Below are 21,944 nucleotides of genomic sequence, written 5' to 3'. Positions count from 1 at the left end.
AGGTTCCGGCGGGGGCGTGTCCTGCAAAAATCGGACCACGGGAATGCCGGACGATGACGGACCCGCGGTCGCGGCCCACGTCGACCTCGCCCAGCCGGGCAGGCCATCCCGCCGGAGGGACCCATGCGCACGATCCTGCGCCGACCCGACTTCCGCCTGCTCTTCGGCGGTCTGCTGGCCAGCATGACCGCCGAGTCGATCCTGCTGCTCGCGCTCGCCATCTGGGTCAAGGATCTGACCGGCTCGAACGGGCTGGCCGGTGCCACGATCTTCGCCGTCATCGCGCCGATGATGCTGGCACCGCTGGTCGGCTGGTTCGTCGACCGGTACCCGCGTCGGCCGTTCTTCCTGGCCGCGAACGTGCTCACCGCCGCCCTGCTCACCCCGTTGTTCGCCGTCCGGCACGCGGGCGACGTCTGGATCGTCTACCTGGTGGCCGCCCTCTACGGGCTGTCGTCCATCACGCTCGGCGCGGCGCTCAGCGGGCTGATCCGGGAGATGGTGCCGGTCGGGCTGCTGGCCGAGGCGAACGGCCTGCTCCAGACCGTACGGCAGGGGATGCGGCTGATCGGTCCGCTGGCCGGCGCGGCGCTCTACGCGGCGCTCGGTGGGTGGGCGCTGGCCGGGATCGGGATCGTCGGATTTCTGACCGCTGCGGCGGTGGTCACCGCCCTACCCACTCCGCAGCAGGCACCACCGCCCGTGCGGCTGCGCTGGCCAGCCGAGCTGGGCGCGGGCCTGCGGCACCTGGCCGGCGAGCCCGCCCTGCGCCGGGCACTGCTCGGCTACGGCCTGGGATCACTGGTGATGGGCTTCAGCGAGTCGCTCATCTTCGCGTACGTCGACCAGGGGTTGAACCGGGATGCCGCGTTCGTGGGCGTGCTGGTCACCGTGCAGGGCGTGGGCGGGCTGCTCGGCGGGCTCTGCTCACCGGCGCTGGTCCGCAGGCTCGGTGAGGTCGGCACACTGGCCGCCGGTGTCGCGTTCTTCTCCCCGGCCGCGCTCGCGCTCGCGTACCCCGACATCCGGCTCGGGTTTGCGGCGGTGCTGCTGGCCGGCGTCTCGCTCCCGCTGACGATGGTCGGGCTGCACACGCTGATCCAGCGTCGGACCCCGCCCACGCTGGTCGGCCGGGTCGCCGCGGCCACGCAGGCGGTGGTCAGCGGCCCGCAGGCGTTCTCCATCGGGGCGGGCGCCCTGCTGGTCGGGTTCCTGGACTACCGGCTGCTCTTCGCGCTGGTCGGGGTGGCCACCCTGATCGCCGGTGGCTACCTCTGGCGGGGCCGGCACCTGAGCGCGCCGCCCGGCACCCGCCCGCCCACGCCGGCCCTCCCGGTGCTCCCGGCACCCCGGCGACCGGCAGAGGACGCCGACCGGCCGCTGGCGACCGGCACCCACCTTCCGCCTCCACGATGACCGACCTCGGAACACGACGAGCGGCCGCCCCGAGTGGGGCGGCCGCTCGTCGACGGTCATCTGGCCGGTCAGGCGGTGAGGGTCTCCAGGTGCTGCTTGACCTGGGTGATCGAGGGATTCGTCAGGGCGCTGCCGTCGTCGAAGCGCAGGGTCGGCACCGTCTGGTTGCCGCCGTTGACGCTCATCACGAACTCCGCGGCCTTCGGGTCCTGCTCGATGTCGACCACCTCGTAACCGATGCCCTCCCGGTCGAGCTGCGACTTCAGCCGGTGGCAGTAGCCGCACCAGGGGGTGGAATACATCGTCAACATGGTCGGATCCTCCAACTCCTCCGGCCGCGGCTTGCGGATCAAGCCGAGGCTGTTCGCTGCAACGCTGAGGGGAGCTGAGATGATTCCTGGTTGTGGCGGTTCACTCAGCGTCGGAACACGTGCTCGCCGGGCTGGACCCTGAGCAGCGCTCCGCGGTGACCGCGCCCGCCGGCCCGGTCTGCATCCTTGCCGGCGCCGGCACCGGCAAGACCAGGGCGATCACCTCCCGGATCGCCCACCGGGCACTCTCCGGTGAGATATCCCCCCGGCACGTGCTCGCGGTCACCTTCACCGCCCGTGCCGCCGCCGAGATGCGACACCGTCTCACTCTGCTCGGGGCGCACGGTGTCCAGGCGCGGACCTTCCACGCCGCTGCGTTGCGGCAGGTGCGGTACTTCGCGCCCCGCCTGCTGTCCGGCCGGGCCATGCCCGAGCTGCTGGACAGCAAGGTGCGGCTGGTCACCCTCGCTGCGGCCCGGGTCGGCCTGCGCACCGACCGGGCCGCCGCGCGCGACCTGGCCGGCGAGATCGAGTGGGCCAAGTCGTCGCTGGTCGAGCCGACGGACTACGTGGTGGCCGCCGCCCGGGCGCTGCGCGACACACCGCACGAGCCGGCGAAGGTGGCCGAGGTGTTCACCGCGTACGAGCAGCTCAAACGCTCGAACGGCGTGATCGACTTCGAGGACATGCTGCGTGCCGCGGTGTGGGGCATCGAGGAGCACCCGGACGTCGGCGAGCAGATCCGCACCCAGTACCGGCACTTCGTGGTCGACGAGTACCAGGACGTCAACCCACTCCAGCAGCGGTTGCTGGACGCCTGGCTGGCCGGCCGCAACGACCTGACCGTGGTCGGCGACGCCAGCCAGACGATCTACTCGTTCACCGGGGCCACCTCGGCGTACCTGGTCGACTTCCCCCGCCGGCACCGCAACGCCACGGTGGTCCGGCTGGTCCGCGACTACCGCTCCACCCCGCAGGTGGTCGGGCTGGCCAACGCGGTGATCTCCCAGGCCCGGGGCACCGAGGCGCGGTTGCGGCTGGAGCTGAGCGGGCAGCGCCCACCCGGCCCCGAGCCGGACCTGCGGATCTTCACCGACGAGCCGGCCGAGGCGAACGCGGTGGCCGCGCGCTGCCGCGCCCTGATCGACGCGGGCACGCCGGCGAAGGAGATCGCCGTGCTGTTCCGGGTCAACGCGCAGTCCGAGGCGTACGAGAAGGCGCTCACCGAGGCCGCGGTGCCGTACGTCGTGCAGGGCGCCGAGCGGTTCTTCGAGCGGACCGAGGTACGCCAGGCGATGGTCGCGCTTCGCGCCGCCACCCGCTCGATCCCCGGGGAGACGCCGTTGCCGGCCGCCGTCGTCGAGGCGCTCACCGCGGTCGGCTGGGCCCCGGACGCACCCCCGGCCGGTGGCGCCGCCCGCGAGCGGTGGGAGGCGCTGTCCGCGCTGGTCCAGCTCTCCGAGGAGTACGCGGCCAGCCCCGAGGTGGTGCCGATCGGCGAGGCCGCGTCGGTGGAACGTCCCGTCACGCTCACCGACTTCACCGAGGAGCTCGCCCGCCGGGCCGCCCAGCAGCACGTACCGACTGTGGACGGGGTGACCCTCGCCTCGCTGCACTCCGCCAAGGGGCTGGAGTGGGACGCGGTCTTCCTGGTCGGCCTCGCCGAGGGCACCATGCCCACCACGTACGCCAAGACCGTCGAGCAGGTCGAGGAGGAGCGTCGGCTGCTCTACGTCGGGATCACCCGAGCGCGGCAGTGGCTCTGGCTGTCGTACGCCGCAGCACGCTCGCCGGGCGGACGGGCCCGGCGGCCGTCGCGGTTCCTGCCCCAGCTGGACCGCTCCGGCGGCACCGAACGGGCGTCCGGCGGCGGCACCGGTCCGGCGGCCAAACGCACCGAGCGGCGTCGAACCCAGATCGTCTCCTGCCGGATCTGCGGCGCCACCCTGCTCGCCGGCCCGGACCGCAAGCTGGGTCGGTGCCCCACCTGCCCGTCCGACATCGACGATGAGCTGCACGAACGGCTGCGCGAGTGGCGGCAGCGGGTGGCCGGGGCGCAGAAGGTCCCCGCCTACGTGGTGTTCACCGACGCGACGCTGATCGCGCTGGCCGAGCGGCGGCCCGAGCGGTCGGAGGAACTGATCGCCATCGCCGGTATCGGCCCCCGCAAGCTGGGCCTCTACGGGGAGTCGGTGCTGGCGCTGGTGGGGGGCGCGGGGGTGGACGATGTCTGCCCTGAGAAAACTTTCGAAATCTCGTCGTAAATTCGTTTGCCCTCGCCCCGGCGCGAGGAATAGCCTCAGGACACACCACGCGAGCGGCGCCATTCCGGCTGCTCACGGGGGTTGGTCCAGTCGATCCGAGGAACGTGAGGGAGGTGGGTCCCGTGAAGATTTTCACCTATGAGCGTCTGGCGGTGATGCCGTCTGTCCACGCTCCGCTGTCGGCTGTCCGGGTGGCCCTCACGGCTGCACGACCGTCGGTTCCGCAGGTGCACCAGGTTCAGACCGAGCTGAGCCTGACCCTCGCACCAGTCGGAGTCGAGGGGACCAGTGGCTTCACGGGCAATGGCATCCAGGTCGCCAAGAAGCGCATGGATGTCCGCGGCGTTCCACCTCGAGGTAAACCGGTCTGATCATCAGACACCGGCTCACCTCGAGGCCGCGGAACCCGCTTACCGGGATCCGCGGCCTCAGTTTTTTGCCCGCCGTAAGTACGTCGGAATGCGATCCACAAGATCGAATGTGAGAGAGAGGTGACCGGGAGATGAGTCTGGCGTTGGCCCCACTCGACATGAGCATCGAGATGGAGGCGAACCTGCCCTGCCGGAAGTTCGACCCTGACCTGTGGTTCTCCGACTCGCCCACCGAGCTCGAGCTGGCCAAGTCGCTCTGCGGGGACTGCCCGCTGCGCGTCGAATGCCTGGCCGGAGCCGTTGAGCGAGCGGAGCCGTGGGGCGTCTGGGGCGGCGAGATCTTCGAGCGTGGCGCGGTCGTCCCGCGTAAGCGGCCCCGTGGCCGTCCGCGTAAGGAGGACGTCGCTCGTGACGCCGAGCTTCGGGTCGAGGCCGAGGCGCGCCTGGCGGCCAGTGGGCTGTCCGAGGTGCGTGGCGCGGTCCGGCTGGCAGCCTGACGTGTTCCCGATCCGTACCAACTACGCCGGTGTCACACCGGCAGTGAGTGAGAAGACGATGTTCAACGTCCCGAGTGGAGCCTTCGAGATGCAACTACTCCACGAAGCGTTGTCCCGGGCTCGAATGCGCCGGCCTCAGGCCGGTCGTACCACCACGAGCACTGAGGCAACCCGATCCGCCCGTACCGTCGCCATGAACAGCCGCAACCAGACGGCACGCGACCTGGGCGTTCTCTAGTACCACCGCACACAGAAGGGCGGGTGCCGACCGGCACCCGCCCTTCTGGACGTCCTCAGGCGACCGGGGCGAAGCCGGGCAGCCAACGCTCCAGGATGCTGCGGTACGGAGCCTTCGCCTCCAACTGGCAGAGAATTCCGATCGAGCCGAGCGTCACCCGGTGGATCAGCAGGTACGACGGCGGCAGGTTGAGCTGCCTGCTCAGCTGGTACGTGGGGGAGCGCGGGCTGGCGAGTCGACCCGCCTCGGCCCGCAGCCAGGCCCGGGTGAACCGGAACCCGTCCGCCGCGATGGGCTCCAGCATCGGACGGATGAAGTCGAGCACCCCCTCGGCGTCGATCTGCTCGGTGGCGCCGATGAACCCCTCCGAGCGCAGCCCCGCCACCACCTCGTCGGCGTCGCCGCGCAGCGCCATCGCGGCGATGCGACCGATCGGCTCCGGCGTGCCCTCCGGCATCCGGGCCACCGCGCCGAAGTCGATCACCCCGAGTCGCCCGTCGGGCAGCAGCCGGAAGTTTCCCGGGTGCGGGTCGGCGTGCAGCAACCCGGCCCGCTGCGGAGCGGAGAGGTGCAGGGTGGCCATCAACCGGCCCGCCTCGTCCCGCTCCTCCTCGGTGCCCTCGCGGATGATGTCGGCCAACGGGGTGCCCGTCACCCACTCGGTGACCAGCACCCGGGGTGCCGCGTTGATCACCTGCGGGATGTAGATCTCCGGGTCGTCGGCGTACGCGGCCGCGAAGGCGCGCTGCGACTCGGCCTCCAGCTCGTAGTCCAGTTCCTCGGTGATCCGCTCGCGCAGCTCGACCAGGAGCGGCTTGACGTCCAGACCGGGTTGGATGGCCCGGAACATCCCGCCCAGCCGGGAGAGCTGCTTGAGGTCGGAGAGCAGAGCTTCACCGGCGCCCGGATATTGGATCTTGACCGCCACGTCGCGGCTGTTCGGTGCGCCGGACTCGTCGAATCCCGGTTCCCGCCACCGTGCCCGGTGCACCTGGCCGATGCTGGCGGCGGCGGCCGGGGTGTCGTTGAACTCGACGAACAGGTCCCGCCAGTCGGGGCCGAGCTGCTCGGCCAGCACCTTGTGCACGCTGGCGACCGGCAGCGGTGGTGCCGCCTCCTGGAGCTTCGTGAGCGCCTGGCGGTAGGGCGCGGCGATCTCCTCCGGCAGTGCCGCCTCGAAGACCGACAGCGCCTGGCCGAACTTCATCGCCCCACCCTTGAGCTGGCCCAACACGCTGAACAGCTGCTCGGCGGTGCGCTGCTGGATCTCCGCGGAGATCACGTCGGAGGCGAGCCCGGTGACGCGCTTTCCCATGCCGAGAACGGTCCGGCCGGCGAAGCCGAGCGGCAGGGCGGCGAGCTTGGCGGTGCGGGACACGGCGCGGCGCGGTATGTCGGTCACACGGTCATTGTTACCGACCGGAGGGCTCCGCTGCTGCTCTGCGGCCGGGCTGGTGCGGACACTCGACCTCGCGAGCACCCGCACGCCGGGTGTGGCGGCCAGCCCCGACGGCGGAAGCGGCCCGCGCCAGTGATCTCCATGGCCCCACCGAGGGTCTCCGGCTGACCGCCGTCGAGCTGCGTCAGCGCCTCGGCCAGCGCGTACCCGATGGCTGCCAGCAGGGTGCTGGTCGCGCCGGCGGCGACCGGGTCGGTGGCGGCGAGCTGGGCGGCGAGCCGCGGCCAGTCCGGGTCGCGGTCGGCCCGGTGCAGCTCGACGCAGTGCAGGCAGGGCCCGGCCGGTGGGCGGACCAGCGGCCCGACGACCGGTACGCCCTCGCGCAGCGTGACCAGCAGGTGTGGCTGCCGGCGTTGGGCCAGACCGGCGGCCACCAGCGCGGGTGGCCGGTCCGTGCCGAGCTGGATCACCAGGTCCACCCGGGTGGACCGGCCCCGCTGGGTGCCGGTGCCCGGTGCGACGCGGTTGACCGCCGCCCGCACGGCCGGTGCCAGCGGGTGACCCAGCTCGGTGGCGGGGATGCCCGTGCCGACCAGGTCGACGGGGCGGACCGGGCCGGTGAGGTGAGGGATCACCTGCCCTACGCCGGCCTGGGCCAACGCCACCGTCAGCGGCCCGCCGAGCGCCCCGGAGCCGGTGAGCACGACCCGGGTGGTCCGCCGACGGCGCAGGACCTGTGCGGGGGTGCCGGGCAGTCGAGCGGCGGCCAGGGCCAGCGCGCCGGCCTCCGCCGCCAGCCGGGCGCGGACCGGGCCGGCCAGGTCACGGGGGAGCAGGCTGTGCGCGGGCACCAGCAGGCCGGCCGTACGCAGGGCGTCGAGCAGCGTACGTGCCTCGTCGGCGGTGACCCGGACGGTGGCCGCCTGCGTCAGGACGGCGCGTTCGCTGCGGGTGCCGTCGAGCAGGTCGAGCAGATGGGCGGCTCGGGGATTGGCCAGCTCCAGCAGCACGGCGGGCCCCGGGCCGACGCCGAGCTGGAGGGTGTGCCGGTCCCGCCAGAGCCGGTTGAGGCCGGGCAGCAGCGTGGGACGGGGCAGTACGGTGCGACTCATGGTCACCAATCGTGACCGTGACTTCGCGTTCGGTCGATCGTTGTCCACAGGCGCCCAGGCCGCTGTCCAGCGTTGTCCACAGGCTTTGCCGGGTTTTCCACAGGCTGCCGACGAGGCTGTCGGTCACCCGACAGGCGGTCGACGACCCGCCGACCGCCCAGGACGGCAACGGGGCGGGGTGACCACCGGCCACCCCGCCCCCGTCACCCGTACGGTCAGACCTTGGCCTTGCCCAGGATGCGGTTCACTGTTGTCCCGCAAACCGGACACTTGCCCTTGGCCATGTTCATTCCGGTCTTCGAGACCTCGACGTGCCCCTCGAAGTCCCGCTTCTCCTTGCACTTGACGCAGTAACCGTTGTAGGTCGTCTGGGCCTGGTCGGCCACGGTGCCCTCCTCGTCTCGTCCGCCGGTCAATGCCGTCCCGGCGGGGTGCCCGGCGGCGGGCCACACGGGGCGCCGGCGCTGGGTCTCACTCCGCGGCCACCTTCGTGACCGCTGGTTCGCGGACCCTACCCAGGTCTGGGCAGTTCCATGTCAGCTGTGCATCGACACTGTGAGCAAGTCGACGTCGAGAGTGTGCATGGCGAAATAGGTCGGATAAGTCAGTTTGGCGGGGACACGCCGACCAAACCCTCACAGCCACCCGTGCGAGTGCCCCCGGCGCGGCCTCCGGCCGGTGATCACCTACGGTGGAGAGGCGTCGTGCGACACCGCCATCGGCGTTCACGAAGGGTGACGAGATGGCGTGGCGGGGCCGTCGTCAAGAAATTTTCCGGACGCCTGGCGACCAATCACCATTTTCTGGGCGCGTGTCGCGTGGTTGACCCTTGCGGACCCCTGGTCAGTACGCATTAGCTTTCCTTCGTGACACGTAGCCGAGGCTGCGCGGGCCAGTGATGGCGGGGACGCGCAAGCCGGTCGTCGAGGTGCGGCGCAGCCAGCGCCGACGACGCACGGTGTCTGCGTACCGTGACGGTGAGCGGGTCGTCGTCCTCATCCCGGACCAGTTCTCCCGAGCCGAGGAGAGCGAGTGGGTCGACCGCATGCTCGCCCGGCTCGCCGCCCGGGAGGGGCGCCTGGCCCGCTCCGACGCCGAGCTGCTGGCCCGGGCGCGCCGGCTCATCGAGCTCTACCTGGCCGAATACCCCGCGAAGGCCGTGCCGGCCAGCGTCCGATGGGTCACCAACCAGAACGGCCGGTGGGGCTCCTGCACGCCTGCCGACCGCAGCATCCGAATCTCGCACCGCGTTCAGGAAATGCCCGACTGGGTGATCGACTACGTGCTGCTGCACGAGTTGGCGCACCTCATCGTGCCCAGCCACAACGCCCGGTTCTGGGCGTTGGTCGGCCGCTACCCGAAGGCGGAACGCGCCCGCGGCTACCTCGAAGGCGTGGCCGCTGCCTCCTGCGCACCGCTCCCCACCTGATCCACAGACCCCGAGTCTCCGGGCTGTCGCGCGCCGAGCCCTTCGGAAAGCCCCGCGCCTCGTTGGAGAGCGCGGTCGGCCTAGATCCACTCGCCTTCCTGAAAACCGCGCTATCGATGCCCTGCGGACACCGCGACTTCCATGAACCCGAGTCGATCATGCCCGCGCGCGCCGTCCGAGACGGCCGTTCGGCGTGCTGGGGCCTGCGGGGTGGTCGGGCGTGCGGGGTCGCTGTTCGGCGCGACGCGGCCGTGCGAGTGAGCGGGTGGTCGGGGCGGCCGGGGTGGGCGCTAGGGTCGGGGGGTGGCACGACGGGTGGTAGTGGCGTTGCTCGGACCGGTTCCCTGGTCGCCGCCGGGCGTCGACCGGGCCGAATGGCGAGCGGCGCTCGCGGAAGACGTCATCGACCTGCTCGCCACGCTCAACGAGGTGGAGATCGCCGTCGCGGTCACGCCGGCCGACCGAGCCCTCGCCGACGCGCTGGTCTGGCCCGGCACCGCGGTCTACGAGGTCGCCGAGCCGACGCCGAACGCCGTGTTCGCCGCGCTGAAGGGCTACGACCAGGCGGCGGTGCTGGTCGGGGACGTGCCTGACCTGCCCGCGCTGACTGTCGGCAAGCTGCTGCGCCCGCTCACCACCCGACCCGTCGCGGTGGCTCCGGTCGACGGCGGCGGTCCGGGCCTGCTCGGGGTGGCTGTGCGGCTGCCCGTGCCGGGTTGGCTACCCCCGCTGAACCTGGACACGGCAACGCCGACGGACGTTCGTTCCGGTGCCCCTCGACCGGGGGACGTGGCGGTCACCGCCGGCTGGCGGCGACTGCGCGGCCCGGCCGACCTGGCCACGCTGGACCCTGCCTTCGAGGGTTGGGAGGCGACCCGCGCCCTGCTCTCCGGCTCGGGCCGCCCCGTCTGACCCGCACGCTTCCCGACCGGGGGCCGTCACCTGCTGCCCATCCAGGGCCACCTGCACGCTGGGCGCCCGCCGTCGAGCAGCGCGGGCACCCGGCTTCAAGCATCACGGCCCCAGGGCATCGCGACCCCAGGCGTCACGACTCCAGGCGTCACGACCCAGGTTTCAGGACTTGGTGTCGTCCTCGCCGTCGGTCTTGTCGGGCTGGCCCGGGGACTTCTCCTCCACCCCACCGGGAGCGGTGAAGTCGAAGCTGTCCAGCTCGCTGAGGTCCATGTCGTTCATCGCGAAGGCGACCGGGTCGGCGAAGTCGTCGTCCGACGGGAGCAGGTCCGGGTGGCCCCACACGGCGTCGCGGCCCTCGATGCCACGGTGCTGGGTGAGCGCCGCCCAGAGTGCCGCGGCCTCGCGAAGGCGCCGTGGGCGCAGCTCCAGGCCGACGAGTGCGGCGAAGGTCTGCTCGGCGGGACCACCGGCGGCACGGCGACGGCGGAACGCCTCACCGAGCCGGACGACGTTGGGCAGCCGGTCGCTGGCGGCGCTGTCCACGACGTGGCAGACCCAGCCCTCGACCAGGGCGAGTGCGGTCTCCAGCCGGGCCAGGGATGCCTTCTGCGCCGGAGTGTCCTCCGGTGTGAAGATGCCCTCCAGGGCGATCGCCTGCATCGACTCCGGGTCGGTCGGGTCGACCCGGCCCATCGCCTCCTCGATCGCTTCCCGGTTGACCCGGATGCCCGAGGCGTACATCTCGACTGCGCTGAGCACGTGACCGCGCAGCCACGGGACGTGCTGGAACAGCCGCTGGTGGGCGGCCTCACGCAGCGCCACGTAGAGGCGGACCTCGTCCTCGGGAAGCTCCAGGCCCTCGCCGTACGCCCGGATGTTGGCCGGGATCAGCGCGGCCGTGCCGGCCGGGCCGAGCGGCAGCCCGATGTCGCCGGCGGAGAGCACCTCCGCGGCGAGCGAACCGAGGGCCTGGCCCAGCTGACCGCCGAAGAGCGCGCCGCCGAGGGAGGCCACCATCGACTGCATCGGGCCGAGTTGGGCGCGGGCCTCCGGTGGCACCAGGTCGCCCATCGCGCCGACCATGCGGCTGGCCACCGGGTCGCAGAGCTTGCGCCACACGTCCAGCGTCTTGAAGATCCACTCATTGCGGTTCCAGGCGACCGGGGACTGGATGCCGGACGGCCACGCCGAGGCCGGCTCCAACCACAGGTCGGCCAGGCGCAGCGCCTCCTCGACGGCGTTGCGCTCATACGGTGACACCGCCGGGTCGCCGGCGGCCGCGAGCTGGCTGGCTGCTACCTGCCGGGCCAGGTCCCAGTTGACCGGCCCGCTGCCCGGCGCGGAGAGCAGGTGCTGCAACTGCGACATGAACTGCTGCATCTGCGCGGGATCGTTGGGGTCTGGTGGTTGACCACCCGGGAGCGCGAAACCGAACGGAATATCAGGCACGACGTCTACGGTACGCGGGCCGCGCCCCACGTCGCCGCCGCTGGCGTTGCGCTGAGGGCGAAGTCGCGTGCGCATCCGGCAGGAGGCGTCCGGTCGGTCGGTACGCTCTGCGGCATGAGACGTCGTGGCCTGACGGTCCTGCTCGGTGCCCTGTTCACCGCCCTGCTGAGCATCGGGGTGCTCCGGGTTCCGATCCCGTACGTGGTGCTGGGCCCCGGCCCGACGGTCAACACCCTGGGTACGGCCGACGGCAAGGAGGTCATCCAGGTCACCGGGCGGGAGACCTCGACCTCCGCCGGTCAGTTGCGGTTGACCACGGTGGGTGTGCAGCCCACGGTGCGGTTGCGGGGGGCGATCGCGGGCTGGTTCTCCGACGACGAGGCGGTGGTGCCGCGCGAGCTGGTCTACCCGCCGGGGGAGTCGACGGAGCAGGTCGAGCAGCGCAACGCCGAGGACTTCAAGGCGTCCCAGACCAGCGCGGAGACCGCCGCGCTGCGGGAGTTGGGCTTTCCGGTGCAGGTGGTGATCAAGACGGTGTCCGGTGACGGGCCGGCCGCCGGCGAGTTGAAGGCCGGCGACGTGATCACCTCCGTCGACGGTCAGCCGGTGCCGGTGGCCGCGAAGGTCACCGAACTGGTCCGGGCCAAGCCGGCCGGGACGGCGTTGACCATCGGCTACACCCGGGACGGCGTGCCCGCCACGGTGAAAGTGACCAGCCAGGAGCAGGACGGTCGGCCGCGGATCGGCGTCGAGATCGACCAGCAGCAGCCGCACCCGTTCACCCTCGGCATCGACCTGGAGGACATCGGTGGGCCGAGCGCCGGTCTGATGTTCGCCCTGGGGATCGTGGACAAGCTGACCCCGGCCGATCTCACCGGCGGTCAGATCATCGCCGGCACCGGCACCATCGACGACGAGGGCACCGTCGGCCCGATCGGCGGGATCGCCCAGAAGCTGGTGGGCGCCAAGCGCGCCGGGGCCAAGGTGTTCCTCGTGCCGGCGGACAACTGCGCCGAGGCGGTCCGCAATCCGCAGCCGGGTCTGCCCCTGCTGCGGGTGGGTTCGTTGGACGAGGCGATGACCGCTCTGGAGGCGTTGCGCGCGGGTGGTCAGCCGACGCGTTGCTGACCGGTGTGACCGTGCCCCGACACGCTCAGGAACACCCCGTACTCTGGGTGCCTGGTCGGAGCCGATCACATCGAGCGTGCGGAGCCAACAGTGGTAATGCGTAGCAGCAGCCCCCTTCCGAGGATGAGCCGGCGCGGGCGCGTCACCATCGCTGTCCTGGTTGGGGTGTTCGTGCTCTTCACCCTGCTCGGGTGGGGTGTCCAGGCGTGGACCGACTGGCTCTGGTTCGACGAGGTGCGCTACACCGAGGTCTTCACCGGTGTCCTGCTCACCCGGCTGGTGCTCTTCCTGGCCGTCGGTCTCGGCATGGCGGTGATCGTTGGTGGCAACCTGTGGCTGGCCTACCGGTTGCGTCCGCGGCTGCGTCCGCACTCGGTGGAGCAGGCGACGCTGGAGCGCTACCGGATGGTGCTCAGCCCGCGGTTGGGCACCTGGATCGCGTTGACCGCCGCTGTGGTCGGGCTCTTCGCCGGCCTCTCCGCGCAGAACCGGTGGAACCAGTGGCTGCTCTTCCGCAACGGCGGTGACTTCGGGATCAAGGACCCGGAGTTCGGGGTGGACATCGGCTTCTACGTCTTCCAGCTGCCGTTCTGGCGTTACCTGCTCGGCGTCGCCTTCACCGCTGTGGTGCTGGCGGTGATCGGCGCGCTGGCGGTGCACTACCTCTTCGGCGGGGTCCGCCTGCAGGGCGTCGGTGACCGGATGAGCAACGCCGCCCGCGCGCACCTGAGCAGCCTGGTCGCGGTCTTCGTGCTGTTGAAGGCCGTCGCGTACGTGCTGGACCGGCGGGCGATGCTGCTGGAGTACAACGAGGGCGCCAAGTTGTACGGCGCCGGCTACGCCGACGTCAACGCGCTGCTGCCGGCGAAGGAGATCCTGGCCTACATCTCGATCGTGGTGGCGATCGCGATCATCGTCTTCTCCAACGCCTGGATGCGGAACCTGGTCTGGCCGGGGATCTCGCTGGCGCTGCTCGGCGTGTCCGCGGTGGCCATCGGCGGCATCTACCCCTGGGCCGTGCAGACCTTCGAGGTCAAGCCGAGCGCCAAGGACAAGGAAGCGCCGTACATCCAGCGCAGCATCGACGCGACACGAGCGGCGTTCGGGTTGGGGGCCACCGAGACGACCCCGTACGCGGCGAACAACCTCACCCCACCGTCGAACCTGGCCACCGACACCTCGGTGGTGTCGAACGTGCGTCTGCTCGACCCGCAGCTGGTCAGCGAGACGTACACCCAGCTCCAGCAGGTGCGTGGCTTCTACGACTTCGGCCCCAAGCTGGACATCGACCGGTACGGGGTGAACGGGAACGTCTCCGACTACGTGGTCGGCGTCCGGGAGATCAACTACGGCGAGCTGACCGACCAGCAGAACACCTGGATCAACCGGCACACCGTCTACACCCACGGGTACGGGCTGGTGGCCGCCCCGGCGAACCAGGTGGTGTGCGGCGGGCAGCCGTTCTTCGTCTCCGGCTTCCTGGGCGAGAAGACCCAGGAGGCGTGCTCCTCGCAGACCGAGCAGATCCCGGCCAAGCAGCCGCGGATCTACTACGGCGAGCGGATGGCGGCCGACGATTACGCGATCGTCGGGCAGTCCGACCCGAACAAGAAGGCCGAGTTCGACCGGCCGGTCGGTGAGGGTGGCGGCGAGTCCTACACCTACACCGGTGAGGGCGGCGTGGAGATCGGCTCCTTCGCCCGGCGGCTGCTGTACGCCATCAAGGAGCAGGAGTCGAACTTCCTGCTGTCCGAGGCGGTCAACAAGGACTCCAAGCTGCTCTACGTGCGTAACCCGCGCGACCGGGTGGAGAAGGTCGCGCCATTCCTCACGCTCGACGGCGACCCGTACCCGGCGGTTGTCGACGGCCGTGTGCAGTGGATCGTCGACGGCTACACCACGGCGGCCACCTACCCGTACGCCGAGAAGGTCAACCTCCAGACCGAGACCACCGACGAGTTGACCAACCGGGGCACCTTCCAGCTGGCCCGGGAGGACGTCAACTACATGCGCAACTCGGTGAAGGCCACCGTCGACGCGTACGACGGCACAGTGAAGCTCTACGAGTACGACGACACCGACCCGGTGCTCAAGGCGTGGAACAAGGCGTTCGGTGGTGACCTGGTGCTGCCGAAGGCGGATATCCCGGTCGAGCTGACCGAGCACCTGCGCTACCCGGCGGACATGTTCAAGGTGCAGCGCAACCTGCTCACCAAGTTCCACGTGACCAACCCGGGTGACTTCTACTCGGCCCAGGACTTCTGGCAGGTGCCCAACGTGCCGGACGCCCCGGACAGCGGCCAGAAGCAGCCTCCGTACTACCTGTTCACGCAGTTCCCTGGGCAGGAGAGCCCGCGGTTCCAGCTCACCTCGGCGGTCACCCCGAACGGCCGGCAGAACCTCGCCGCGTTGATCTCCGGGTCGTACGTCGAGGGGAAGCCCCGCCTGGAGGTGCTGGAGTTGCCGGACCAGACCCGGATCTCGGGCCCGGTGCAGGTGCACCAGCAGATGACCAACAACGCGAACATCCGTCAGCAGCTCAACCTGCTCTCCAGCAACCAGGCCCAGGTGCAGTACGGAAACCTGCTGTCGTTGCCCTTCGCCGACGGCATGCTCTACGTCGAGCCGGTCTACGTGAAGAGCAACCAGCAGGACGCGTACCCGCTGTTGCAGAAGGTGCTGCTCTCCTACGGTGACGGTGGCTCCTTCGTGGCGCTGGCCGACAACATCAACGACGGCATCAAGCAGCTGGTCGAGCAGGGTAAGAAGGCCGGGCAGGGCACGTCGCCGCCTCCGACCACCGGGGGCAACCCCACGACCCCGACGCCGACGCCGACGCCGACGCCCAGCGGGACCGCGACGCCGGCGCCGACGCCGAGCGCCAGCATCCCGCCGCCGACCGGTGACCTGGCCGTCGCCGCGGACCGGGTGCAGACCGCGATCACCGAGGTCCGGGCCGCGCAGACGTCCGGTGACTTCGAGCGGTACGGGCGTGCGCTGAAGGCCTTGGACGAGGCGCTCACCGCGTTCCAGCAGGCGCAGCAGGCCGCCGGCACTGCCAGTGGTGGCCCGTCGCCGAGCCCCGGCGGCTGATCCACCACAGCCGGGAGCACGTCTCGGAGCCCTCGTCGTCGGACCCACCGGTCCGGACGGCGGGGGCTTCGCCGTGTCCGGTGGTGTCACCGTCTGTCACGTCACCGACAGGTGCGGTCGGGCCGCAACCTGCGGCACCGGTTCGCCGTCCTCATTTGCAACGGGGTGGGATGAGGGGGAGCAGTCGTGAGGGACGCGCAGAGCTTCGATGACTTCTACCGCAGCACCACGCGGCGGATGGTGCGGTACGGCTTTGCGGTCACCGGCGACCACAACGAGGCGCAGGACCTGGTGCAGGAGGCGTACGCCCGGGCCTGGCGGCAGTGGGGGAGGTTGTCGGCGCATCCGGCGCCGGAGGCGTGGCTGCGGCTGGTGGTGTCCCGCCTGGCGACCGACCGCTGGCGGCGGCTGGGCGGCCTGCGTGGCGCGCTGCGGCTGGCCGGGCCTCCACCGCCGGTCCCTCCGCCGAACGAGGACAGCGTGCTGCTGGTCCAGGCCCTGCGTCAGGTGCCGGCAACCCACCGGCGGGTGTTGGCGCTGCACTACCTGTTCGACATGCCCGTCGAGGAGATCGCCCGAGAGGTCGACGTGCCGGTTGGCACTGTGAAGTCGTGGCTTTCCCGCGGCCGGGCCCGACTCGCCGCGTTGCTGCCCGATCTGGCCGTCGTGGAACTGGAGGCCACCGATGTCGCGTGAACTGTCTGAGCTGTACGGGTCCCTCGCCGCCGACGCCGACGCTCGCGATCTTGGCGTCCCCGAGGTGCTGCGGCACCAGGCGGACCGTCGGGCCAGGCTGCGTGTCGCCGGGAGCACCCTTGCCGTGGCCCTGGTGGTGGTGGGCGTGGCTGTCGGGACCCAGGTGGTCGCTCCGCAGGCGGCGACCGTACCGTCGCCGGCCGGCACGCCCACGCCGCCGACGCCGCCATCCGCGTCCCCGTCGCCGAGCGTGACCGGCGGTTCGGCATCACCGCCCGTCTCGCCGAGCCCGCCCGGACGCTCCCCGGGTACGACGGCGACGTCTCCCGGTGTCACAGGTGCGGCGCAGCCCAGGACGCCGACCGGCATCCCGGATCGGGCGTTCTTCCGGCTCGCGGCGGCCAACCAGATCGGCATCGCGCCCGAATTCCGGGACCTTGAGGTGCTGCCGGACCTGTGCGGCGCCCGCTACTCGAGTGAGGGGGCGATCGTGCAGCGTCGGACCCGGAACGTGGTCTACAAGCTGCCGCAGAATCCCGGTGCGGGGCACGTCCCGGACGGCACGTACACGCACTCCATCACCATCTACCGGGCCGGGCGCGCCGACGACCTGCTGGACGAGTTGCGGCGGGCGGTGCGCGACTGCCCGCAGCAGGAACGGTCAGGTGACAGCGCGCCGGTGCTGAGCAGGCAGCGGCTGCTCACCGACACCCGCTATGGCGACGAGTCGGTGCTGTTCGAGATGCGCCGCCCGGATCAGGACGTCAACGGCGACCCGACCGGCGTGGAGGACGTGCGGCTGATCCGGGCGATCCGGGTCGGCGACGTGGTGACGACCCTCTGGGAGCAGGGCTGGGAGAACACCTCCAGCCAACGGGCGCAGGTCGACGCGGACAGCGCCCGGGCGGTCGCCGCCGTGAAGGTCTGGCTCGGCTGACGGCGGTGGCAGGGTCGCGATCCGGCGGATTCGGATGTCGTTTTGCGGGGGCCGGGGGTGGTGCGCTACGGTTAGCGAGCCGACGCGGGGTGGAGCAGCTCGGTAGCTCGCTGGGCTCATAACCCAGAGGTCGCAGGTTCAAATCCTGTCCCCGCTACGACAGAAAGCCCGTCTCCGGTTCGCCGGAGGCGGGCTTTCGACATTCTGCGGTGTCGGCCGCAGCGGTTGGTGACCCCCGCTGATCATCGCCGGGACGCATGGGTTAGTCTTAACCAGTCGACGCGGGGTGGAGCAGCTCGGTAGCTCGCTGGGCTCATAACCCAGAGGTCGCAGGTTCAAATCCTGTCCCCGCTACAAATGAAATGACATGAGTCCGGCCCCCACATTGTGGGGGCCGGATTTGTTTGGCGCCTCAGCGGGGAGGAGCGACTCCCGGAGGGCCGGCACCTCGCAGGCACCGGCCCCTCGCGGGTCCTACCTCAGGCCGGAAAGATCTCAGTTCCGTGATTCGGCGTGGACCGACGTGCCGGTGTTGCGTCCTTCGGCGAGGATGGGCGCATGTCTTCATTCGGTAAGTGGTGGGGCCGACTCAGCGCGGTCCTCGGTGGGGCCGTTCTGGCGGTCTTCGTGCCCGTCGCGGCCTGGGCGTCCACGGGCACCGGCGAGCTGGTGGTGGAAGCCGCCCGGCGTCGGGGTCGCAGCGGCTTCGGGATCCTTCCGCTGCTCTGCTGCCTGGTGGTGGTCGCGATCGTCGTGTTCCTCGTGCTGCGTCTGATGCGCAACCGTCGCGGCGGCCCGCCGCGCTGACCCGGCAGTCGGTCAGGTCGGTCCACGGCGGCGGGCCGTGGGCCGACCTCCGGTCGTCACGCCGCCAGGGCGGCGTTGGCCTGCGCGATGAAACGTGAGGCGGCCGCCCGGGTGCCGGTCCGCTTGACGCGGATGCTCTCCGCGGTGGCGACCAGCAGGGTCCGCACCTTCGCGTGCCCCTTCGGGGGTGGCGCCGGGGCCGGCCCGAGCTGGTCGGCGATGGCCGCGCCGAACGCGGCGGCCCGCTGCTGGGCCGGATCGGTGATGCTGCCCTCGGCGTAGCGGCGGACGGCGAGACTGGCGTTCAGACCGCGTTCGTGGCCGAGGACGGTGCCGGCCTCGCCATTCGTGGTCAGGAAATTGATCACGTCGGTGACGGTGTCCGGGTGGCGGGTGCCCCGGAACGCGGCCCAGAACATCGAGGCGCGCGCCCACTGTGCACCGGTCGGCCCCGGCAAGCCGACAATGCCCAGCTCGGCCCCGGTGAGCCGCTGCAACTCGGGCAGTTGGTGGGACCACGCGAACGACGCGGCGGTCAACCCGGTCACCACCAGTTGCCGGGACGGCTCGCCGCTGTCGGCCTGCTCGACCAGCGCCGCACCCGGCGTGGCCCGCGCCCTGCGGGCCCGCTGCCACAGCTCGAACCAGGCGATCAGCTGTTCCACGCCGAAACCGAGCTGCTTACCCCGGTAGAGCTCGCCGCCCTGTGACCGCAACCAGAGCCAGAGCGCCCGGTAGTCACCGGAGCCGTCCATGGTGCCGGCCACCTGGCCGTCGCTGGCCTCGGTGACCTCTTCCGCCCAGGAGATGTAGTCGGCCCAGCTCATCCCGGCGCGCGGTTCCGGCACCTGCAGCTCCCGCAACAACTCCCGGTTGAAGACCACACCCGCGTGGGTCTGCCCGCCGGCCACCGCCATCGTCCGCCCCTCCACCGTGCCGTAGCGGATCAGCCCTTCCGGCAGGCCCCGCAGATCCAGACTGTGGTCGGCGACCCGGTCGGTGAGGTCGAGGATGATCTGGCGTTGGGCGTACTCGGTCAGCATGGCGTCGTCGATCTGGACCAGGTCCGGTACGTTGCCGCCGGCCGCCTGGGTGGCCAGGCGCTCGTAGTAGCCGTCGGCGCCCTGCCAGGTGACCCGGAAGGTGACCTGGGGGTTGCGCTCCGAGTAGAGCCGCAGGACCTTCTCGGTGAGCGCCGCCCGCCTTGGACCGCCCCACCAGAAGACCGACAGCTCGACCGGCCCGTCCTGGGTCGAGGTGGCGGCGTCGTCGCTGCACCCGGCCAGCCCGCCGGAGGCGAGCAGAGGTGCGCCGAGCACCGCGGTCAGCAGTCGGCGCCGGCCCGGGTCGGCGCCGAGGCGGTCGAACGGGGGTCGAACAACGGGCACGGGGGTCTCCTGGACCTGCGAGGGCGGCGGTCGGACCATTCACGCAGGCAGCGCACGAAGGTGTCAACGTCCGTCCGGTCACCCCCGACGTGGGTGGTCGAATCAGGCCTTCCGATGTCGCATGGTGTACTAGGGCGCGTGGAACTTCTGCACTCGGGCAAGGTTCGGGACGTCTACGCCGACGGCGATGACCTGATCCTGGTCGCCTCGGACCGCATCTCGATCTACGACGTGGCGCTGCCGACGCCGATCCCGGACAAGGGTCGCCTGCTCACCGCGCTCTCGCTCTGGTGGTTCGAGCAGCTCGCCGACCTGGTGCCGAACCACGTCATCTCGGCGACCGACGTGCCCGCCGAGTTCGCCGGGCGGGCGATCCGCTGCCAGCGGTTGGACATGGTCCCGGTCGAGTGCGTGGCCCGGGGTTACCTCACCGGCGGCGGCCTGCGGGAGTACGAGCAGACCGGCGCGGTGTCCGGCATAACCCTGCCCCGAGGGCTCGGCGAGGCGTCGATCCTGCCCGAGCCGATCTTCACACCGTCGAGCAAGGCGCCGATGGGTGAGCACGACGAGCCGATCACGTACGACGACGTGGTGGACAAGGTGGGCGAGGCCACCGCCGAGCGGCTGCGGCAGATCACCCTCGACGTCTACCGTCGCGGCGCCGAGCTGGCCGCCGACCGGGGCATCCTGATCGCCGACACCAAGCTCGAGCTGGGTTGGGCACCGGACGGCACCCTGGTCCTCGCCGACGAACTGCTCACCTCCGACTCGTCGCGGTTCTGGCCCGCCGAGTCGTACCAGCCGGGCCGTGTGCAGTTCTCCTACGACAAGCAGTACGTGCGGGACTGGGCCACCGGCAGCGGCTGGAACAAGCAGGCCCCCGCGCCGGACGTGCCCGACGAGGTCGTCGAGGCGACCCGCGCCCGCTACATCGAGGTGTACGAGAAGCTCACCGGCAACCGCTGGGAGTGACAGCCGCGTCGGCGGTCACTCCACCCAGTCGAGGGTGCGCTGCACGGCCTTGCGCCAGTTGTGCAGCTCCCGGTCGCGCAGCTCCGGGGCCATGGTGGACTCCCACTGGGCATCGGAGCGCCACTTCGCCCGCAGGGTGGCCAGATCCGGCCAGAAGCCGACGGCCAGGCCGGCCGCGTACGCGGCACCCAGACAGGTGGTCTCGGTGATCCGGGACCGGACCACCGGCACGTCGAGCACATCGGCGAGGAACTGCATGAGCAGACCGTTGGCGGTCATCCCGCCGTCCACCCGGAGCCGGCGCAGTGCCACGTCGGAGTCGGCATCCATCGCGTCGACCACCTCGCGGGTCTGCCAGGCCGACGCCTCCAGCGCGGCCCGCGCCAGGTGCCCCTTGGTGATGTAACCGGTCAGACCGGCGATCACCCCACGGGCGTCGGTGCGCCAGTGCGGGGCGAACAGTCCGGAGAACGCGGGCACCACGTAGCAGCCGCCGTTGTCGTCCACGGTGCGGGCCAGATCCTCCACCTCCGCGGCCGTGGAGATCAGCCCGAGGTTGTCGCGCAGCCACTGCACCAACGAGCCGGTGACCGCGATCGCGCCCTCCAGGGCGTACGCCGGCGGTTGCCCCTTGATCTGGTAGGCGACCGTGGTGAGCAGGCCGTGCGTCGACGGGACCGGGGTGGCGCCGGTGTTGAGCAGCAGGAAGCTCCCGGTGCCGTAGGTGCACTTCGCCTCGCCCGGCTGGAAGCAGGTCTGCCCGAACAGGGCGGCCTGCTGGTCTCCGAGCGCGCTGGCCACCGGCACCCCGGCGAGCACGCCGGTGGCGATGCCGTACACCTCGGCGGAGCAGCGGATCTCCGGCAGCATCGCCGCCGGGACGCCCATTGTGTCCAGCAGGTCCGGAGCCCAGTCGAGGGTGGTGAGGTCCATGAGCATGGTCCGGCTGGCGTTGGTCACGTCCGTGACGTGCTCGCCGGTCAGCTTCCAGATCAGCCAGCTGTCCATGGTGCCGAAGAGCACCTCGCCGCGCTCCGCGCGCTCGCGCAGGCCGTCGACCTCGTCCAGAAGCCAGCGCAGCTTCGGGCCGGCGAAGTAGGTGGCCAGCGGCAGGCCGGTGCGGGCAAGGAACCGCTCCTCGCCGTACGCCGAGGCCAGCTCGCGCAGCAGCGGCCCGGTCCGGGTGTCCTGCCAGACGATGGCGTTGGCCACCGGGCGACCGGTGGCCCGGTCCCAGACGAGGGTGGTCTCCCGCTGGTTGGTGATGCCGACGGCGGCCAGGCCGGCCGGGTCGGTGCCGGCGGACCGCAGCGCCTCGGAGACCACCTGCTGGACGTTGTCCCAGATCTCCTCGGCGTCGTGTTCCACCCAGCCTGGTTGGGGGAAGATCTGCCGGTGTTCGCGCTGGGCAACGGCGACGATGTCCCCGGCGGAGTCGAAGACGAGGCACCGCGAGGAGGTGGTGCCCTGGTCGATGGCGGCGACGTACTGGGGGGTCACCGCAGCACCGTACCCGGACCGG

At 71.2% G+C, this 21,944-nt stretch carries 19 protein-coding genes and 2 tRNA genes; 14 read left to right on the top strand and 7 right to left on the bottom strand.

The annotated features are described in order from the left end of the window. Window positions 1–123: 123 nt before the first annotated feature. Window positions 124–1,416: an MFS transporter gene (locus tag GA0070619_RS23445; protein WP_088950051.1), complete on the top strand. Its 1,293-nt coding sequence runs from the start codon at window positions 124–126 to the stop codon at window positions 1,414–1,416. A 68-nt stretch (window positions 1,417–1,484) separates the two neighbouring features. On the opposite strand, the gene GA0070619_RS23440 is transcribed toward GA0070619_RS23445, so the two are convergent. Continuing rightward, window positions 1,485–1,727, bottom strand: coding sequence for a mycoredoxin (locus GA0070619_RS23440; protein WP_088952000.1), 243 nt, complete (start codon window positions 1,725–1,727; stop codon window positions 1,485–1,487). Window positions 1,728–1,819: 92 nt separating this feature from the next. On the opposite strand from GA0070619_RS23440, the gene GA0070619_RS23435 reads away from it, so the two are divergent. The 3 genes from GA0070619_RS23435 (at window position 1,820) to GA0070619_RS23425 (ending at window position 4,859) form a co-directional block, all read left to right on the top strand. Beyond that, window positions 1,820–3,991 carry an ATP-dependent DNA helicase UvrD2 gene (locus GA0070619_RS23435; protein ID WP_088950050.1) on the top strand — a complete coding sequence of 724 codons (2,172 nt, stop codon included), beginning with the start codon at window positions 1,820–1,822 and terminating at the stop codon, window positions 3,989–3,991. A gap of 122 nt (window positions 3,992–4,113) precedes the next feature. Further along, on the top strand, window positions 4,114–4,362 hold the full coding sequence (locus GA0070619_RS23430; protein WP_088950049.1) for a hypothetical protein: 249 nt from the start codon (window positions 4,114–4,116) through the stop codon (window positions 4,360–4,362). Between the two features lie 131 nt (window positions 4,363–4,493). After that, window positions 4,494–4,859 carry a WhiB family transcriptional regulator gene (locus GA0070619_RS23425; protein ID WP_088950048.1) on the top strand — a complete coding sequence of 122 codons (366 nt, stop codon included), beginning with the start codon at window positions 4,494–4,496 and terminating at the stop codon, window positions 4,857–4,859. Window positions 4,860–5,152: 293 nt separating this feature from the next. Here the strand turns inward: GA0070619_RS23425 and GA0070619_RS23415 are convergent, their stop codons facing one another. The 3 genes from GA0070619_RS23415 to GA0070619_RS23405 all read right to left on the bottom strand — a co-directional run bounded on the left by GA0070619_RS23415 (window position 5,153) and on the right by GA0070619_RS23405 (window position 7,994). Further along, window positions 5,153–6,499, bottom strand: coding sequence for an ABC1 kinase family protein (locus tag GA0070619_RS23415; protein WP_088950047.1), 1,347 nt, complete (start codon window positions 6,497–6,499; stop codon window positions 5,153–5,155). Then, on the bottom strand, window positions 6,496–7,608 hold the full coding sequence (locus tag GA0070619_RS23410; protein WP_088951998.1) for a TOMM precursor leader peptide-binding protein: 1,113 nt from the start codon (window positions 7,606–7,608) through the stop codon (window positions 6,496–6,498). The genes GA0070619_RS23415 and GA0070619_RS23410 overlap by 4 nt, the downstream gene beginning before the upstream one ends. A 215-nt stretch (window positions 7,609–7,823) precedes the next feature. Next, a complete protein-coding gene (locus tag GA0070619_RS23405; protein WP_167457767.1) occupies window positions 7,824–7,994 on the bottom strand; it encodes a DUF5679 domain-containing protein in 171 nt (56 codons plus the stop codon). Between the two features lie 512 nt (window positions 7,995–8,506). Here GA0070619_RS23405 and GA0070619_RS23400 point away from each other — a divergent pair. Next, window positions 8,507–9,037 carry a M48 metallopeptidase family protein gene (locus GA0070619_RS23400; RefSeq protein ID WP_088950045.1) on the top strand — a complete coding sequence of 177 codons (531 nt, stop codon included), beginning with the start codon at window positions 8,507–8,509 and terminating at the stop codon, window positions 9,035–9,037. A 303-nt stretch (window positions 9,038–9,340) separates the two neighbouring features. Next, on the top strand, window positions 9,341–9,949 hold the full coding sequence (locus tag GA0070619_RS23395) for a glycosyltransferase family protein (protein WP_088950044.1): 609 nt from the start codon (window positions 9,341–9,343) through the stop codon (window positions 9,947–9,949). Window positions 9,950–10,111: 162 nt separating this feature from the next. On the opposite strand, the gene GA0070619_RS23390 is transcribed toward GA0070619_RS23395, so the two are convergent. After that, the gene (locus GA0070619_RS23390; protein WP_172862106.1) at window positions 10,112–11,401 is read right to left on the bottom strand and encodes a zinc-dependent metalloprotease; all 1,290 of its coding nucleotides are present in this window, start codon (window positions 11,399–11,401) and stop codon (window positions 10,112–10,114) included. A 114-nt stretch (window positions 11,402–11,515) separates the two neighbouring features. On the opposite strand from GA0070619_RS23390, the gene GA0070619_RS23385 reads away from it, so the two are divergent. The 7 genes from GA0070619_RS23385 to GA0070619_RS23355 all read left to right on the top strand — a co-directional run bounded on the left by GA0070619_RS23385 (window position 11,516) and on the right by GA0070619_RS23355 (window position 18,062). Further along, entirely contained in the window at window positions 11,516–12,529 is a 1,014-nt protein-coding gene (locus GA0070619_RS23385; protein ID WP_172862105.1) for a YlbL family protein, read from the top strand. Between the two features lie 96 nt (window positions 12,530–12,625). Further along, the gene (locus GA0070619_RS23380; protein ID WP_088950042.1) at window positions 12,626–15,622 is read left to right on the top strand and encodes a UPF0182 family membrane protein; all 2,997 of its coding nucleotides are present in this window, start codon (window positions 12,626–12,628) and stop codon (window positions 15,620–15,622) included. A 186-nt stretch (window positions 15,623–15,808) separates the two neighbouring features. Then, a complete protein-coding gene (locus tag GA0070619_RS23375; RefSeq protein ID WP_088950041.1) occupies window positions 15,809–16,318 on the top strand; it encodes a SigE family RNA polymerase sigma factor in 510 nt (169 codons plus the stop codon). Next, window positions 16,308–17,255 carry a hypothetical protein gene (locus tag GA0070619_RS23370; RefSeq protein ID WP_088950040.1) on the top strand — a complete coding sequence of 316 codons (948 nt, stop codon included), beginning with the start codon at window positions 16,308–16,310 and terminating at the stop codon, window positions 17,253–17,255. Before GA0070619_RS23375 ends, GA0070619_RS23370 begins: the two co-directional genes overlap by 11 nt. Before the next feature lie 83 nt (window positions 17,256–17,338). Next, a tRNA-Met gene (locus tag GA0070619_RS23365) sits at window positions 17,339–17,412 on the top strand. 123 nt (window positions 17,413–17,535) lie between these two features. Then, window positions 17,536–17,609: transfer RNA gene (locus tag GA0070619_RS23360), tRNA-Met, on the top strand. 204 nt (window positions 17,610–17,813) lie between these two features. After that, entirely contained in the window at window positions 17,814–18,062 is a 249-nt protein-coding gene (locus GA0070619_RS23355) for a hypothetical protein (RefSeq protein ID WP_088950039.1), read from the top strand. A 56-nt stretch (window positions 18,063–18,118) separates the two neighbouring features. On the opposite strand, the gene GA0070619_RS23350 is transcribed toward GA0070619_RS23355, so the two are convergent. After that, window positions 18,119–19,450, bottom strand: a complete 1,332-nt coding sequence (locus GA0070619_RS23350) for an ABC transporter substrate-binding protein (protein WP_231927137.1) — start codon at window positions 19,448–19,450, stop codon at window positions 18,119–18,121. A 138-nt stretch (window positions 19,451–19,588) separates the two neighbouring features. Between GA0070619_RS23350 and GA0070619_RS23345 the strand changes: the two genes are divergently transcribed. Continuing rightward, window positions 19,589–20,422: a phosphoribosylaminoimidazolesuccinocarboxamide synthase gene (locus GA0070619_RS23345; protein ID WP_088950037.1), complete on the top strand. Its 834-nt coding sequence runs from the start codon at window positions 19,589–19,591 to the stop codon at window positions 20,420–20,422. 15 nt (window positions 20,423–20,437) lie between these two features. Here GA0070619_RS23345 and glpK read toward each other — a convergent pair whose 3' ends face one another. Beyond that, a complete protein-coding gene (gene glpK / locus GA0070619_RS23340; RefSeq protein ID WP_088950036.1) occupies window positions 20,438–21,922 on the bottom strand; it encodes a glycerol kinase GlpK in 1,485 nt (494 codons plus the stop codon). Window positions 21,923–21,944 lie beyond the last annotated feature (22 nt).

The organism is Micromonospora zamorensis, assembly GCF_900090275.1.
In the GTDB taxonomy this organism is placed as follows: Bacteria; Actinomycetota; Actinomycetes; order Mycobacteriales; family Micromonosporaceae; genus Micromonospora; species Micromonospora zamorensis.
Note: the sequence above shows the minus strand (reverse complement) of the source record. Positions and strands in the feature narration are given on the sequence as shown.